The organism is Nostoc sp. DedQUE05, from assembly GCF_034530955.1.
Classification (GTDB): Bacteria; Cyanobacteriota; Cyanobacteriia; order Cyanobacteriales; family Nostocaceae; genus Nostoc.
On record NZ_JAVRCB010000011.1, the window covers coordinates 151,247 to 166,504 of the forward strand.

13 protein-coding genes are annotated in these 15,258 nt (G+C 42.5%); 6 read left to right on the top strand and 7 right to left on the bottom strand.

The window, feature by feature from the left end; genetic code table 11:
* Positions 1-143 precede the first annotated feature (143 nt).
* Positions 144-1,511: an NAD-dependent succinate-semialdehyde dehydrogenase gene (locus tag RMZ42_RS10535; protein WP_322671404.1), complete on the bottom strand. Its 1,368-nt coding sequence runs from the start codon at positions 1,509-1,511 to the stop codon at positions 144-146.
* Between the two features lie 224 nt (positions 1,512-1,735).
* Between RMZ42_RS10535 and RMZ42_RS10540 the strand changes: the two genes are divergently transcribed.
* A complete protein-coding gene (locus RMZ42_RS10540; protein WP_322671375.1) occupies positions 1,736-2,359 on the top strand; it encodes a Uma2 family endonuclease in 624 nt (207 codons plus the stop codon).
* Between the two features lie 44 nt (positions 2,360-2,403).
* Here the strand turns inward: RMZ42_RS10540 and RMZ42_RS10545 are convergent, their stop codons facing one another.
* The 4 genes from RMZ42_RS10545 to RMZ42_RS10560 all read right to left on the bottom strand — a co-directional run bounded on the left by RMZ42_RS10545 (position 2,404) and on the right by RMZ42_RS10560 (position 8,049).
* Positions 2,404-2,874 (bottom strand): hypothetical protein, encoded by a 471-nt coding sequence (locus tag RMZ42_RS10545; RefSeq protein WP_322671376.1) that lies wholly within the window; start codon positions 2,872-2,874, stop codon positions 2,404-2,406.
* Positions 2,875-3,150: 276 nt separating this feature from the next.
* A complete protein-coding gene (locus RMZ42_RS10550) occupies positions 3,151-4,119 on the bottom strand; it encodes a lipase family protein (RefSeq protein WP_322671377.1) in 969 nt (322 codons plus the stop codon).
* Positions 4,120-4,870: 751 nt separating this feature from the next.
* Entirely contained in the window at positions 4,871-6,523 is a 1,653-nt protein-coding gene (locus RMZ42_RS10555) for an adenylate/guanylate cyclase domain-containing protein (RefSeq protein ID WP_322671378.1), read from the bottom strand.
* A 185-nt stretch (positions 6,524-6,708) separates the two neighbouring features.
* Positions 6,709-8,049: a DEAD/DEAH box helicase gene (locus RMZ42_RS10560; protein ID WP_322671379.1), complete on the bottom strand. Its 1,341-nt coding sequence runs from the start codon at positions 8,047-8,049 to the stop codon at positions 6,709-6,711.
* Positions 8,050-8,265: 216 nt separating this feature from the next.
* Between RMZ42_RS10560 and infC the strand changes: the two genes are divergently transcribed.
* Positions 8,266-8,778: a translation initiation factor IF-3 gene (gene infC / locus RMZ42_RS10565; RefSeq protein WP_322671380.1), complete on the top strand. Its 513-nt coding sequence runs from the start codon at positions 8,266-8,268 to the stop codon at positions 8,776-8,778.
* Between the two features lie 581 nt (positions 8,779-9,359).
* Complete coding sequence (locus RMZ42_RS10570; RefSeq protein WP_322671381.1) at positions 9,360-9,983, top strand: PAS domain-containing protein; 624 nt, start codon at positions 9,360-9,362, stop codon at positions 9,981-9,983.
* A 15-nt stretch (positions 9,984-9,998) separates the two neighbouring features.
* Here the strand turns inward: RMZ42_RS10570 and RMZ42_RS10575 are convergent, their stop codons facing one another.
* On the bottom strand, positions 9,999-10,706 hold the full coding sequence (locus RMZ42_RS10575; protein ID WP_322671382.1) for a Crp/Fnr family transcriptional regulator: 708 nt from the start codon (positions 10,704-10,706) through the stop codon (positions 9,999-10,001).
* A gap of 80 nt (positions 10,707-10,786) precedes the next feature.
* Entirely contained in the window at positions 10,787-11,401 is a 615-nt protein-coding gene (locus RMZ42_RS10580) for a TetR/AcrR family transcriptional regulator (RefSeq protein WP_322671383.1), read from the bottom strand.
* A gap of 344 nt (positions 11,402-11,745) precedes the next feature.
* Here RMZ42_RS10580 and RMZ42_RS10585 point away from each other — a divergent pair, with 344 nt between their 5' ends.
* The 3 genes from RMZ42_RS10585 to RMZ42_RS10595 all read left to right on the top strand — a co-directional run bounded on the left by RMZ42_RS10585 (position 11,746) and on the right by RMZ42_RS10595 (position 15,223).
* On the top strand, positions 11,746-13,056 hold the full coding sequence (locus RMZ42_RS10585; RefSeq protein ID WP_322671384.1) for an HlyD family efflux transporter periplasmic adaptor subunit: 1,311 nt from the start codon (positions 11,746-11,748) through the stop codon (positions 13,054-13,056).
* Between the two features lie 194 nt (positions 13,057-13,250).
* A complete protein-coding gene (gene devC / locus RMZ42_RS10590; protein WP_322671385.1) occupies positions 13,251-14,423 on the top strand; it encodes an ABC transporter permease DevC in 1,173 nt (390 codons plus the stop codon).
* Positions 14,424-14,518: 95 nt separating this feature from the next.
* A complete protein-coding gene (locus RMZ42_RS10595; protein ID WP_322671386.1) occupies positions 14,519-15,223 on the top strand; it encodes a DevA family ABC transporter ATP-binding protein in 705 nt (234 codons plus the stop codon).
* Positions 15,224-15,258 lie beyond the last annotated feature (35 nt).

Genomic DNA, 15,258 nt, shown 5'->3' on the forward strand with positions numbered 1-15,258 from the left:
ATTTGTCATTTGTCCTTTGTCATTTGTCTTTTGTTCTTTGTCCTTTGTCATTTGTCTTTTGTTCTTTGACTAATCGCTAATGACCAATGACCAATGACTAATGACCAATGACCAATGACTAATGACCAATGACTAATGACTAATCATTTAACCCACACGGTTTTAACATTGACAAACTCATGTATACCTTGGATACTCAATTCTCTGCCATATCCAGAACGCTTGATGCCACCAAAGGGCAACCGAGGATCGGATTTGACCATACTGTTGATAAACACTGCACCAGCTTCGATTTCTTCAACCAAGCGATCGCTCTCTTGGTCGTTGGTTGTCCAAGCACTTGCACCTAAGCCAAAGGGTGAGTCATTAGCGAGTTTAATGGCTGCATCAATATCTGGAACCCGGAATAACAAGGCTACCGGGCCAAAGAATTCTTCTTTGGCAATTGGTGTGTCGGTGGGGATATCTATGATAATCGTTGGCGGATAAAAGTTTCCAGGACGATCTGATAAAGGATGTCCGCCGGTGAGGACTTTACCACCGCTGCTAATAGCACCTTGCACTTGTTGTTCTAAATCCTGGAGAATACCAGGAGTTGCCAGTGGGCCTAAATCGGTATCTGGTTGCATGGGATCGCCAACTTTCAGCGCCTCAAATTTTTCTAAAAGCAATTTTTCAAATTTGTCTGCGATCGCATCTGCGACAATAAAACGTTTCGCTGCAATACATGATTGCCCGTTATTTAACATTCGTGCTGTAGTAGCTGTGACAACTGCTGTCTCTAAGTCAGCACTTTCTAACACAATAAACGGGTCACTTCCTCCTAATTCCAAAACTGTTTTTTTAATTTGTTTGCCGGCGGCGACGGCGAGGGATGCACCTGCTGGTTCGCTTCCGGTCAAGGTAGCAGCTTTTACGCGGTCATCAGCCATTAAATCGGCAACTTTGGCAGCACCTATTAATAGAGTTTGAAACGCACCTTCAGGAAAACCTGCGCGTCGGATAATATCTTCAATTGCCAAGGCGCACTGCGGCACGTTGGAAGCGTGTTTGAGTAAGCCGACATTCCCCGCCATCAGGGCTGGTGCGGCAAAGCGGAACACTTGCCAAAAGGGGAAATTCCACGGCATCACTGCGAGAATTGCACCTATTGGTTGATAACGTACAAAACTGTGGCTGGCATCAGTTTTTACACTGACATCAGCCAAGAAATCAGGGGCGTGTTCGGCATAGTAGCGACAGACGAGGGCGCATTTTTCGACTTCTGCGATCGCAGCTTTAAATGGTTTACCCATTTCTAGAGTCATCAATTTAGCAAATTCTGCTTTGTCCTGCTCTAAAATATCAGCAGCTTTTGAAAGCCACTGCGATCGTTGAGAGAAACTAGTCTGACGATACTGTTCAAAAGTCCGATCGGCTAAATCGAGTTTAGCGGCAATTTCTGCATCATTGAGCGCCTCAAAGGTTTTAAGCGTCTCCCCAGTGGCGGGATTAATGGTGGCGATCGCCATTACCTGACCTCCCGTTAAAAATAGCTTCGGTAGGCTTCCTAGTGTTACACAGATCAATTCTGGAAGCTACACCCAAATTCTAGTCTTATAACCCAGAATTAGTTGCTGAATATTACAATTTTGCAATTATTTCTGAAATAAAATATACCAATCAATAAGTATTAATATTGATGAATTCAATAGAAGTAAAGTTGCTATAATTTGCACAATTGAGGAATCAAGCCATGACTCAAGTCTTACGCAAAGTAGTTACATTCGATGAATTCGTTGCTAAATATCCAGATAACACAGGACAACGTTACGAATTATATGATGGAGTAGTAGTAGAGATGCCACCACCAACAGGCGACCATGAAGAGGTGATTGGATTTTTAGCTACAAAAATTACTTTAGAATATAGTCGCTTAAATCTTCGTTATTTCATCCCTAAAACAGTATTCATTAAACCAGTTGAGAACGAATCTGCTTATTCCCCAGATATCCTGATACTAAATCAGCCTAATTTAGTTAATGAACCTCGGTGGAAAAAAGAATCAACTGTTACTCAAGCAGCATCAATTCCTTTAGTAATTGAGGTGGTAAGTACAAACTGGCGTGATGATTATCTGAAAAAATATGCTGATTATGAAGAAATGGGAATTCCTGAATACTGGATTGTCGATTATGCTGCATTAGGCGGTAGAGAATTTATTGGCAAACCCAAACAACCTACTATTTTGGTTTGCTCTTTAGAAGAAGGTGAGTATCGCGTTAGTAAGTTTCGAGGAGATGACCGTATCCAGTCGCCAACTTTTCCAGAGTTGAATTTGACCGCAGAGCAAATTTTTCACGCTGGCACAGTCAGCTAAATTGAGCATCAGGCTATTAAATTTGATCTCAAAATTAAGTAGGATCAGCCAAATAATAGCTTTGGTACTATTGCTGTAGTAATTATTAATATAATCCAGAAAGCGGCTGCACTCCCAAAAATCCAACTTCTCCCATTTGTTGGAAGATTCTTCTCGAATCCAAATTCAAATTTAGGGTCATTTGGATTTGAGTTTTTGGGAATATTAAGCATTTCTTCAATGTTTTTTATATATCTGCTTCGGTGCCGTAACTCAAGCCAAAGAGTAATCACTCTAATTGTGAACAAGAAAGAAGTAACAAATGGCAACCAACTTGCAATTATAGTTACCCTTTGTGGAGGTTTTTGTGTTAATAACCATGTCCAAACTAAACCTGCAATGATTACTGCATAACGAGCCAAATTATTAGTTTCTTCAAAGTAGGATTGGTTCTGTCTGCGAATCTCAGAATACTCTAAAAGAATGAATTCTTTCTGAAAGTCAGACATTGATATCTTGTCTAAATCATCACACATTTACTTTTTACTACCTATATAAGACACGAAAATCAACTGATACTAGGGTTAAGTATCTCCCATATTTTATAAATTGATTCGCTTTGAAAACTAAAAACTTAAGTCTTGATCACCTCCAATTTAACATTTTGCATAGTCACACCAATTCTTTATGAAGACGCATAGAAAGAACCCCACCGCCTGCGGCACTTCACCTTGTTAAAGGGAGATTGGGAGGGATCAAAATAATGTGCAACTTCACAGAGAATTGGTATCAGCCAAAATTTTACTAACAAATTATTTTCTAAGATTAAGTGGATCTTGACCAATTCCATTCATATAAACCCCATGCAAATTGTGATGCATTTCTAGAGCAGCTGCGTGAAATGTAAAATAGACAGGTGTACCAGTATGTACGTAATCTGGCATTCTTCTTTTTCTTCTGTTATACATTTCTTTGAAAAACCCAAAAATTGGATTTGGATTTTCATCCACACCGTTTACTCCACCTTGACCAAGTTCTGCCTCTGGTGCTTTCATTGGTGATTCCGCTCTAAAAACATTTCCTGTTGGGAATGGAAGCGTCGTCACAAAATCTTCAGTATTTGCAATTCTCCAGTGCTGTATGCCTGTCTCTTGAAAGGCAGTAGCAAAAGTCCTGTCCCCACATCGTGGACTGGCAAAGGTATACAGTTCAATCTTTTGATGGTTGTTAAACTTAGTATTGTTGAGAATATCCGGAATTGCCAAAGTTGCTAACGCAGCACCGAGGCTATGTCCCGTTACAAAAATTCGATAATCTGCCGAGCATTGATCGAGTGCTCTAATCATCTGTTGCCGGAGATTAATGTAGATCCCTCGAAAACCTGCGGTTACATCGCCAAAATCATTAGTAGTCGGAATTTCGCTTGAAGACTCCTGAGTAACACCATCAGCAATATCCCAAGTTGCTTTCACCATTGGCCCATTCTTTTCTGTGCTATTTCTGTAAGAAACAAGTTGAATATTTACGTCTTTGAACCACTCTATAAATCTTTTTGTGCCTCGAAATACAACCACTACATTATTGCTATCAGTTTCAGAGACAACAAAACCAAAGGGAACTTCTTCTGTACCAAGTTGACCAACTAATTCGTAAGACCCTTCAAGTTTCCAAATTCCTGTTCCTCTTAGGTCAAATTGGTCATAGGCTTGTTGAATGAATCCTGCAAGTTTTCGAGCTTGAGAAGCATCAAATTTCTCATAGAGAGAAGCAAATGAAGTCATAAGTTTAACCTTACAGATGTCTAAGATACTTGTTACTTAGGTTGTTCACTACCTGTAATTCCAATCGGGGATTTTGAAATTGGTACTGTTACAGAGTTTTCCTATAGCAACAATAATATACTAGAGCTTCTCCGCTTATTTACTTAATTTGTTATAAATATATAGAAACTTTCTCTGTAATATTTCTTCTTGAGCAACAGACAAACTTTTTCCGTATATAGGCCCCGTTTAAAAAACAATATAGAAAATTTCCGGTGTTGCTGAACCAAAATATGAATCAAGCGATCGCTGCAATCAGAGGCTTAATAAACATCTTCAGTGCTGAACAGTGCCACTGAAGAGAAAAGTGATGGCGTACCTACCCACCGTAGGCGATCGCATTTGTAGACTTATATCACAGCTAACTTAGTATAAAAGTAGACTTTCTTATATAACTAAATAGCTACTGAAATTATTGAACTTCTAGAAAGTTGTTACCAACTTTCAAAAGTGCGATCACTATAAAGGGGGCGGATACACCATCACTACTCAAGAGAAAAGTGATCCCAAGATTAAATAAATTAAATTAGTTGATTTCAGCAACCTTTTGAGTAGGATGACTTATTGACAATTGTTCTTTAACTTTAAGTTGACACCAATGGGGCGGGTGAGACACCCAGCCCACAAGAAATAGTTAGATATTTTTTATTTAGAAGCCCCTAACATAATTCATAATTAGTGATTTTTTCCTATTCCCCATTATGCCCAATCCCTAAAGATTCATGATTGGAGCAATGATTGTTGGTACTGGTTGCAATTTTGTCTGATAAACCTTAACTAGTCGCTCAATACCTTTGAAACGATAATCTCCCATTTCTTGAAAGTCTGAGGGTTGTGAAAGCATTGTATGGGTGGCTTCACTAATCACGCATTCACTAGGGGGACAAACTGCTTCCATCCGAGCAGCAAGATTAATCGTTGCGCCTAATGCCGTATAATCTACCCTTTGGGAACTACCGACATCTCCCACCACTGCTTTACCGCTATTAATCGCAATCCGTAATTGCAGGGGTTCGAGCCAAAAACCATTGGCATTCAGATGTTCGAGACGAGTGAGCATTCCCTTGGCAGCTGTAACAGCGCGATCGGCATGATCTGCTTGCGGTTCTGGAGCGCCAAAAAATGCCATAATACAATCGCCAATATATTTATCTAAAGTGCCACCGCAAGTAAACACTTCTTTTAGCATTTCTTCAAATAAATTATTTAATAGTTGAGCGATCGCAGTTGGTGTTAACCTTTCAGAAATTGCCGTAAAGCCAACTAAATCAGCAAACAAAATACTGATTTCGCTCTCAGTGGGAGCTAAACGGCCACCCGGTAATCCGCCTACAGAGATCAACTGCTGTACAACTGCTGGAGAATGATAGCGTTCTAGTCGGTGACGAATCATCTCTTCAGTTTTGAGTTTTTCTACTAATAGCCAACGCTGCACGCTAGAAGCTACAAGGTTTGCTAAAGCGGAAAAAAAGCTCAATTCTTCTTCACCTTCATTTGCCCAATGGTAAGAAGAAAAATTGGCATCGGCATACAGTACGCCCACAACTTTATTTTCATCCCATAAAGGCACTGCCATCGCGCTACGAATGCCTTTGACTAAAATACTCTGTTCGCTAGCAAACCGTTCATCCTGATGAGTATCACCGGTTTGAATGACGACTTTTTCGTCAAAGACTTTTTGACAGATACTACGACTAATCCAACTACCATCAGAAGGGAGATGTTTCTGTTGGGAAATATTTCTAGTGGCAGCATTCATTAATTCCAACTGACCGCCACCATTGACATCAATTAATAATGCCAAGCGATCGATACTATCAAGATAACGAAAAACTACTTGCTGCACCTGAGAAAAAATCTCTTCTATAGATGCGGCTGCACAAAGATTTTTTGCTATGTCAACTAAATCTTTGAGACGGGCAATAGTTTTGTCCTTATTACTGATGTTGCCATCTTTGCTATCAGCTGCAATCCATTGCTGTTGTAATTGCTCAACATTATGAAGGATTGTTCTTTGCTCGTTAATGTCCGAAATTCCGGCATACTCATGTGTCGGTTGAGAAACAGGGGTTGTGAGCAGCACTACCAGGCTAACATTGCCCAGCCAAACAATATCACCATGATGTAACTCTTGGGGATAGTTAACCAGATATTTATTGACTTGCGTCCCGTTTTTGCTGCCCAGATCCTCAATAGTCCACACACCGTCAGCCGTTTTTACTAGGCGAGCATGGTTGCGGGATACTCCACCAAAAGGTAAGTACAAGTTACATTCCGGCAAACGACCAATTGTAAATACATCTTGGTCAACTGCGATCGTGGTTTCGGTATCTCCCTCTTGTAGGCGTAGCGTCAGTTCAGTCATGAGTGTGATAGATCCATCGAAGCTAGAGGTCAAGCAACTCTAAGGTAAGTTATACCCTACAGATTAACCTTCACCTTTTGTTTATGACACTGTTAACTGCATTCCGACAACTGTATGTGACAGAGATTACATTGAATATTTTCCAGGAGCCGTGAAAAATCAATCTATTGAACAGCTAACGAATGTTAGCGATCGCCTTTAGCAGAACGGCGCGATGCCGATGAACGAGCGCCAGGTTTCTGGCCATTGGTGGCAGGTGGCGCTGCTTTACGTTTAGCCGATTTCTGTGGTAACGGTTTAGGAGTACGAGCCGGACGCTTCTCACCTCCAGGCTTGGCTCTGTGTTGCCGTCCATTTGGGATTGGTTCGGGGTTGGTATCGGGGTTAGGCGCAAAACCAGCAACCACTTCCTTCGGCAAGCGTTGCTCAATCAGTTTTTCGATATCTTTCAAGAGATGCTGTTCATCGATACACACTAGCGATACAGCTTCACCTGATGCGCCAGCGCGACCGGTGCGACCAATACGATGAACATAATCTTCTGGTACATTGGGCAAATCAAAGTTAACAACATGGGGCAGTTCGCTGATGTCAAGCCCCCTAGCAGCTATGTCTGTCGCCACCAATACTTGTAAGGTGCCATTTTTGAACTTGGCCAGAGCGTTGGTACGCACAGGCTGGCTCTTATTACCGTGGATTGCCAAGGCTTGAATGCGGTCTTCGCCCAATTGCTTCACCAAACGATCGGCGCCATACTTGGTACGAGTGAACACTAGCACTTGATACCAATTATCTCGCCGAATCAGATGAGCAAGTAATTGGCGTTTCTTGTCACGGTCTACTTGGTAAACTTTCTGGGCGATCGTGTCGGCGGTAACGTTGCGGCGTGCTACCTCAATCATCGTCGGATTATTGAGTAGTCCGGCGGCTAGTGTCTTAATTTTGTCTGAGAAAGTAGCGAAAAATAGCAAATTCTGTCGCTGTTTGGGCAAAAGTAAGAGGATGCGGCGGATATCATTAATAAAACCCATATCCAGCATCCGATCGGCTTCATCCAGCACCAAAACCTCAATCTGCGATAAATTCAGCGTACCCTGCTGTACGTGGTCTAGCAGTCGCCCTGGAGTCGCAACCAAAATATCCACTCGACCCCTCAAACGCTGTTTTTGCAGATTAATACTGACTCCACCAAACATCACCATTGAGTTAAGATTTAAGTACTTGCCGTACTCGCGCACGCTTTCTTCCACTTGGGCAGCGAGTTCGCGAGTCGGAGTGAGAATCAGTGCCCGGATTGGTGGGTATCCATTTGGCGTAGCTTTGCTCTTATTAGACGACAATCGATGCAAGAGCGGCAGTGTAAAACTAGCGGTCTTTCCAGTGCCAGTTTGTGCCCCAGCTAATAAATCTTTACCCGACAAGACAGCAGGAATCGCCTGCATCTGGATTGGCGTGGGTTCCGTGTACCCTCGTTCGGTAACTGCACGGATAATTTCATTGGACAAGCCGAGATTGGAAAAAGACATAAGACTCCAAAAATAACATCGGCCTGTCGCCAATGATGGCGTCAGTCTTAGGCGGACGGATAAAAATCATTGAAAAGCTGGATGGGCAGTAGCGCAAAGACTGAGAGCGAGTGCCGCAGTGCTTCATTCTAACAGATTGGCGTTCATTGTGTTGTTTAAAGTTGCTCTGATTCTGTGTTGTGTTAAATTGGCATTACCTGCTTGTAAAGCAAAGTATTGAACAAATGGGAGAAATTCGTTATCGCAATCCAAAAGCAACTGATTAATTCACAAATCAAGTCACCTAGCGTCTTCTTGATCGACCATGAGAATAACAATCGTGGTCTAATCGACACCAATGAGGCGTTACAGCTAGCCGAAAGCTTAGAGCTTGACTTAGTTGTAGTCTCTCAAGGTAAAGACGCTCCAATCGCCAAGATTCTCAACTATGGCAAGCTTCAGTATCAAAAGAAAAAACGTCAAAGCCAAAGTGCTAGACCCACGGTAAAAGAAGTTCGATTCGGTCTAAACGTGGGTCTGGCTGATTACAATTTACGCATCGAACAAGCAGGTCAATGGTTGAGTAAAGGCGATTCTGTCAAATTTGCCATTCGTTTACGAGGCCGAGAACATCAATATCGTGACAAAGCGGGAGAGATGCTAGACCGAATTGCAAACGATCTTAGTAAAGTAGGTAAGATCCAGTCGCTAGATAAACGTGCCCTAGTTATTCAAGTCATTCCTGCCTAGTTATCTAGCGATCGCTGGAGGATATAGTTGTAGCAGCTTGTAAGGAAGGCACTGTAGCTTCTATGAAAAAAACATTGGCATTCTCTCTGTTTAAGACAGCAAGGGGATTTTTTCATTGTGCATCAAGTCGTGCTTGCACAGAGCTACGCTGGAGATGATGAAATCTTAAACCAGTGGGGGATGCCATAACCCCAAGTACTGGGACATCGAAATATCCCAGATACTTTTTACAAATATTAATAGAGCCAACCCCATCTCTGTATAACTCAAAGCCGCACTAACAATTAAAGGTGCGGCTTTTGGGTTTATATCGTTTATCACTTTTTAGAGCGAAGATAATAGACCTCTTGCAGGTCTATTGTACGGAATCGTACTGACTAGGAGCCACTAAGTTTTTTAGTCTTTAAACAATACTTAAATCTAAGTAACCCCTAAGTCTAAGAAATTTGAGAACAAATTCATCAATGGCAATATCTCTTAACTTCTCGTTACTAGGTTTATAGCCAGTAACGAATGATTGGTGGGATAAAACCCATTAGGAATTGGTTAACAGTCTCTTTCTATTCAGGGATTGAACTTATATGTCACCTGAATTGATCATGAATCTAAATATGTTTGCCCAGAAGTTACAGTCACTGCAAGAGCGTTTAGCTAACTTGTACGAAGATGCCAACACCACAGTACAGCCAGAAAGCGATTTGCTGCTGGCAGTCTTGAAAGAACTTGATACTGCTTCAAAAACACTAGAGATAGCTACAGAGAAACTGTTCGAGCAAACTCAAAAATTGGTAAATGTACAAACGCGGCTTAGAGAAGTATACAAGCGCTACCAAGACCTATTAAATTTCATACCAAATGCTTACTTGGTGAGCGATACACAAGGGAAAATTCTGTCAGCTAATCGTGCCACTGCTACACTGTTCAATCTTCAACAACGATTTTTGGTAGACAAACCGTTGGTCTGTTTCATTGCAGTAGAAAAACGTCAGGCGTTTCGTTCTCAACTAAACCAGATGCACAGTTCTGAGTGTGACTATGTGCAAGAGTGGATATTACAGATACAGCCCCGTGACTGTGAGCCTTTTGAGGCTGCTATGACTGTAGCTCCTATCCGCGATGTTAAAGGCAAGTTAACAGGCTTGCGCTGGATGGTGCGCGACACCGATCGCGTCTCGTGCCAGCCTCTATTATCGCTAGAAAGGTGAGAAGGACTTTGTTCGTTATCTCTCTAGCTTAAACTTTAGCAAGCGATCGTATTCCTGTTTGATTACCTCATAACACTCACAAGAAGCTTTTTCTAGTCCCTGCCGATCGATGGTTTTGATTTTCTTTCGGCTGCATTCGATGAGACCTTTCTTTTCTAGGATGTGGGCGGTTTCGGTAATACCAGAACGGCGCACGCCCAGCATATGGGAGAGGAACTCATGGGACAAAAATAGTTCATCGGAGTAGAGACGATCGCTCGACTCAAGCAACCAACGGGCCATGCGTTTTTCTATAGTATGAGTGCGGTTACAGGCAACATTCTGCGAGATTTGCGCGATATAAGCCTGTGTGTATTTGAGCAGCACGTCCCGCAACGACTTATTGGTGTCGAACTCGTGAAGCAGCAGATGTGCCTTCATTTTCACCGCCTTACCGGGAATCTGTATGATGTACTCGGTCTGCGTCGTCTCCTCACCGCCCATGAAAGCGTTGATCCCTACCATCTCGCGGCTTCCGACCACTCCGGCTTCTACTGTAATGCCGTCCATCATCGTGATAGTGACTGAAATCAGGCAGGTGAGGGGGAAGTAGACATCTTCGATGGCTTCGCCCGGTCTGTTGAGTATCTTGCCAGATGAAAGGTCTAGCTGCTCCAGTTTGCTTTCTATCCGCTTGTACACCTCGTGGGGCAAGGCGGTGAGCAGAAGGTTTTCAATAGCCATATTTTTGTTAGGGCTTGTTTTTAACTATCAGTCTATGACCTTTCGACCAAACAAGCGCTACGCACCGGGAGATAACCAAATCAATCAGCACATTTAGTGATTAGGTGTGTCAAGGCATCAATCAGGCGATCGCTTTCCATTGGTACGATGTCCTGTCCATGCATCACATTTTGAGTAATATGAAAATGTACCAATGTTCCTAAGAGAATTCTTGCTGTTGCCTCTGGGTCGGGTATGTTTAATTCTGGAGCCGCCAAGTAGTGAGTGAGAGTTTCTGCTACTGGTTTAATCATCACCCGAACACAAATTTGAGCTAACTCAGGAAAACGCCCAGATTCTCCGATTAGTACTCGCATAAATGCACTATGTTCTTCGTCATTAAGCATCTGATCTAATGCTTTGGTTGCTACCTGGCGCAGTATTGTGGCTGGTTCTCCCTCAATCGGTTCTGTGCCAAAAATGGAGCTATTCTTTTTACTTGTCAGTTGCTCTAACAGTACTTTAAAAAGTCCTTCTTTATCTTGAAAGTGGCTGTAGACTGTCGCTTTAGAAACACCTGCTGCTACTGCTACCCGATCCATGCTTGTACCAGCATAGCCATGTTGAAGGAATTCTTGCATTGCCCCTTGCAGAATTTGCTCCACTTTATCAACGGAATTATCTCGATCCACTTCGTCAGCTTTGATGCGTACCATTTATTAATCATCCTTTCTTATAAACAATATTAATAGATGCTGCAAAATGCCCCAGGATGAAATGGCGAAAATGAAGGAGGCAGGGGGCAGTCTTCCTCATGCTTTCGGTGATAAATATACCCTTCGATAAAGCCCAAAAGCCTCTATTATCAGCTTTTCTCTCTGCTACTTTCTTGTGGTAGACAATCAATCTTAATCGGAAATAGCATTTTGCTGGATAATGCCGAGTAAATTGATTGACAAGTTTGGTTGTATCTTCTTGACTAAACTAGTCCGTTTAGTTTAGCATAAATTGAACTGGACAGTTTAGTACAAGTTGCTACTGGTGGTAAGGGGAAAATAGTATGGAGCAAAACAGGAATTCAGAGGGTTTAAGGTCTTCTCAGAATCTTTTGCGATCGCCTCTTCTACTTGCAATTATTGCAGCTTTTGTGACAGGTGCATTCAGTGTTTATACAGTATCGAGGCTTCAGGCTACAGGTAATGAAAAGCAAAAAGCACCAGTAGCAGTTCAGCCTGTGGTAAAAACAGTAACAGCATTAGGGCGGTTGGAACCAAAGGGAGAGGTAATAAAACTGTCAGCGCCTTCTTCAATGGGTGAAGGAAATCGGGTAGAGCAACTATTGGTGAAAGAAGGCGATCGCGTCAAAGCTGGGCAGGTAGTTGCGATTATGGACAACCGCGCTCGCCTACAAGCTACTTTGGCTGAAGCACAAAAACAAGTTCAAGTTGCCAAATCCCGCCTTAACCAGGTAAAAGCTGGAGCCAAACAGGGAGAAATTGGAGCGCGTCAAGCTACGGTGAATCGCGTACAAGTAGAACTACAAGGAAACATTAAAACTCAGCAAGCCACAATTAATCGTCTAGAAGCAGAACTCCTTGGGCAACAACGAAGCTTGCAAGCAACAGTAGCTCGCGTAGCCGCCGAAAAAAATAATGCCCAAGCTGACGTACAGCGCTACGAAACTTTATACAAAGCAGGAGCAATTTCTAGCGAAGAAGTTGATAAAAGACGCTTAAGCGCTGAAACTTCTACTCAAGCCTTAATTGAAAGCCAAGCCACCCAGACAAGAACTGTAGCGACCCTACAACAGCAGCTTAACGAAGCAAAAGCCAACCAAAATCAAACCCTTGCCAGCTTGCAACAGCAGATTAACGAAGCAAAAGCTAACCTAAATCAAACCACTGAAGTTCGTCCTACAGATATAGCAAATGCACAAGCAGAGATAGACAGCGCTCAAGCCACTGTAGAGAAAATTAGAGCAGAACTGGCAGAGGCATACGTTGTGGCTCCTAAAGCCGGTCAAATTTTGGAAATAAATACACGAGCCGGAGAAACTGTTGGCAATGAAGGAATTGTGGCTTTAGGTCAAACCGACCAGATGTATGCAGTAGTAGAAGTCTACCAAAGTGATATCAAGAGAGTGCGTCCGGGACAACCTGTGCTGGTAAGCAGTGATTCCCTCCGCAATGAATTAGGGGGAAGAGTGGATTGGATTGGTATGCAGGTAAAGCGGCAAAATCTGATCAATGCTGACCCCTCTAGCAATATTGATGCCAGAGTAGTAGAAGTGCATGTGCAACTAAATAAACTATCCAGCCAAAATGCTTCTAACTTAACTAATTTACAAGTCAAGGCGGTGATTGAACTTTAAAGGGAATTGGGCATTGGGCATTGGGCATTGGGCGTTAGGAGTGCTGAGTTAGGAGTTAAGAGTTAAGAGTTTTGTTTATCTCCTTGTCCCCTTGTCCCCTTGTCCCCTTGTCCCCTTGTCCCCTCATCTCCCCTGCTCCCCCTGCTTCCCCTGCTCCCTCCTCTCCCTCATTTCCCCACTCCCCACTCCCTCTTATGAAATTAATCGAACAAGTACGGCGGCGAACGCCTTTAGGATGGCTGCAACTAAGTCATGAAAAAGGTCGTCTTTTGGTGGCATTGTCAGGTATTGCCTTTGCCGATGTTTTGATGTTCATGCAGCTAGGGTTTCAGAATGCCCTGTTTGAAAGTAACACAATGCTGCATCGGAGTATGCAGGCTGATATGTTTGTCATCAGCCCGCAAGCACGTAATCTAGCATATATGTCTAGCTTTACGCGGCGGCGGTTGTATCAAGTAATGGATGTACCAGGTGTAAAGTCGGCAGAAGGAATGTATGTCAACATTGTTGATTGGAAAAATCCCCAAACACATCAGAAGACGACAATATTAGTTATGGGGTTCAATCCCGATCGGCAAATGTTGAACTTAGCGGATGTGAATCGCCAGATAGATGCTATTAAGCTACCAGATACTGTTCTGTTTGATCGCGCCTCTAGAGGAGATTATAATGATGCGATCGCCAAAATTGAACAAGGTAAAACTGTCACAACCGAAATAGAACGGCGGACAATTACCGTTAGCGGCTTATTTTCAGTCGGAGCTTCCTTCATAGCCGATGGTACTTTAATCACCAGCGACCAGAACTTTCTGCGATTATTTCCCAGACAAGAAGCCAGTAGTGTCAGTTTAGGTTTGGTGCAGTTGCAACCAGGCTATGACCCGAAACAGATGAAAGCAGCTTTAGAATCTCATTTAGATAATGATGTTAAAGTTTTAACCAAAGCAGAATTTCTCGAATTTGAAATAAATTATTGGAAAACAAATACGGCGATCGGATTTATCTTCAGCCTGGGTGTAGCAATGGGGTTTTTGGTGGGCGTGATTATCGTCTATCAAGTTCTTTCTACAGATGTGAATTCTCATATCAAAGAATACGCTACTTTCAAAGCAATGGGGTATAACAATCTCTATTTATTAGGTGTGGTGTTTGAAGAGGCGATAATTTTGGCGGTTTTAGGTTTTATCCCAGGAGCGATCGCACCTTTAGGACTTTATCATTTAACTCGTAATGCCACCAATTTGCCAGTTTACATGACCGTAGCACGAGCTTTGACGGTATTAACTCTGACGATGATTATGTGTATAATTTCTGGTGCGATCGCTACTCGGAAATTACAGTCTGCTGACCCCGCAGATATGTTTTGAAATTAGTCCTTTGTCATTAGTCATTTGTCATTTGTTACTCAAAAGGACTAATGACCAAGGACAAATGACAATCATCACGAGTAATCAAGCTATTTATGAGTAGTCAACCTGTAATTTCTGTTAAAAATCTCGACCACTATTTTGGTCATGGTCAACTCCGCAAGCAAGTTCTCTTTGATATCAATTTGGATATTAACGCTGGCGAAATTATTATTATGACTGGGCCTTCTGGTTCTGGTAAAACTACACTTCTCACTTTAGTTGGCGGCTTGCGTTCTGCCCAATCTGGCAGTTTGCAGATATTAGAACAAGAACTGTGTGGTGCTAACAAAGGACAACTTACCCAAGCACGACGCAATAACGGTTATATTTTCCAAGCCCACAATTTGCACGGTAGCCTGACAGCGCTCCAGAACGTCAGAATGGGTTTGGAAGTGCATAATAATATTTCGGTGGCAGAAATGAAAACCCGGTCAGCCCTAATGTTAGAGGAGGTAGGATTAGGAGAGCGCCTGAATTATTATCCTGATGATTTATCTGGGGGACAAAAACAAAGAGTTGCGATCGCTCGTGCGTTGGTCGGTCGTCCTAAAATTGTCTTAGCAGATGAACCCACCGCCGCCCTTGACAGTAAATCGGGACGAGATGTAGTTAACCTGATGCAAAAACTAGCTAAGGAACAAGATTGTACCATTCTCTTGGTTACTCATGACAACCGCATTTTAGATATTGCCGATCGCATCGTTTATATGGAAGATGGTAAGTTAGTAAATGACAGTGCTGTTGTTGCAGCATCTTAAGCAGATTCTTTGTGAGCAATTCTCACAAATCCAAT